The sequence below is a fragment of the Tenacibaculum ascidiaceicola genome, assembly GCF_047470925.1.
In the GTDB taxonomy this organism is placed as follows: domain Bacteria; phylum Bacteroidota; class Bacteroidia; order Flavobacteriales; family Flavobacteriaceae; genus Polaribacter; species Polaribacter discolor.
Genome location: NZ_JAZKJP010000015.1, coordinates 1 through 1,517, shown reverse-complemented (window position 1 = coordinate 1,517; position 1,517 = coordinate 1). Strand labels below are relative to the sequence as shown.

At 41.0% G+C, this 1,517-nt stretch carries 1 rRNA gene; it reads left to right on the top strand.

Annotation, left to right across the window (positions count from 1 at the left end):
- Window positions 1–516: 516 nt before the first annotated feature.
- Window positions 517–1,517 (top strand): 16S ribosomal RNA (locus VBY68_RS16055); the annotation flags it as partial.

Here is a 1,517-nt window from a genome sequence, read left to right as displayed (position 1 = left end):
AAAAGTACTTGTTGAATGGAAAAAGGTATCTATATTTGCACCCGCAAACGGATAAGCGGTAAGCTAGGAAGTTAGTGTGAGTTCATTAAAATAGGGTTTAAGATATTTAAAGAAAAGGTTAAAAAATAGTTTAAATTTTTCTTGTTTATTAAGAAATAAAGTGAGTATCTTTGCAGTCCGATTTTTAGGGAAAACAGTTCATTAAAATAGTGCGAAAAACAAACGAAAAAAACTTTAAAAAAAGTTTTGTCAGATTAAAAATAGTTTGTAGTTTTGCATCCGCTTTGAGAAAGCGATACGATCACAGAAATTTTGGAAGACGACAAGTCACTAGTTCGAGTCTAGTATTTCTACAAAAGGTTGAGTTAAAGATACGAGTAATACTTGTTATATAGAGGCTCACCAAGTTCATTGAAAATATTGAAATTGACAGCGTAAAACAAAGAGTAGAATAACCATAACTTTTCGAAGTTAAAAATTCTTTTGGAACTTAACATTTATAATATTAAAGATTATACAATGAAGAGTTTGATCCTGGCTCAGGATGAACGCTAGCGGCAGGCTTAACACATGCAAGTCGAGGGGTAACAGGGAAAAGCTTGCTTTTTTGCTGACGACCGGCGAACGGGTGCGTAACGCGTATAGAATCTGCCTTGTACAGGAGGATAGCCTTTAGAAATGAAGATTAATACTCCATAATGTTGAGAGATGGCATCATCTTTTAATTAAAGATTTATCGGTACAAGATGACTATGCGTCCTATTAGCTAGATGGTAAGGTAACGGCTTACCATGGCAACGATAGGTAGGGGGTCTGAGAGGATTATCCCCCACACTGGTACTGAGACACGGACCAGACTCCTACGGGAGGCAGCAGTGAGGAATATTGGTCAATGGAGGCAACTCTGAACCAGCCATGCCGCGTGCAGGAAGACTGCCCTATGGGTTGTAAACTGCTTTTATACAGGAAGAAACTTAGTTACGTGTAACTAACTGACGGTACTGTAAGAATAAGCACCGGCTAACTCCGTGCCAGCAGCCGCGGTAATACGGAGGGTGCAAGCGTTATCCGGAATCATTGGGTTTAAAGGGTCCGCAGGCGGTCAATTAAGTCAGAGGTGAAATCCCATAGCTTAACTATGGAACTGCCTTTGATACTGGTTGACTTGAGTTATACGGAAGTAGATAGAATAAGTAGTGTAGCGGTGAAATGCATAGATATTACTTAGAATACCGATTGCGAAGGCAGTCTACTACGTATATACTGACGCTCATGGACGAAAGCGTGGGGAGCGAACAGGATTAGATACCCTGGTAGTCCACGCCGTAAACGATGGACACTAGTTGTTGGGATTATTCTCAGTGACTAAGCGAAAGTGATAAGTGTCCCACCTGGGGAGTACGATCGCAAGATTGAAACTCAAAGGAATTGACGGGGGCCCGCACAAGCGGTGGAGCATGTGGTTTAATTCGATGATACGCGAGGAACCTTACCAGGGCTTAAATGTAGAGTGACAG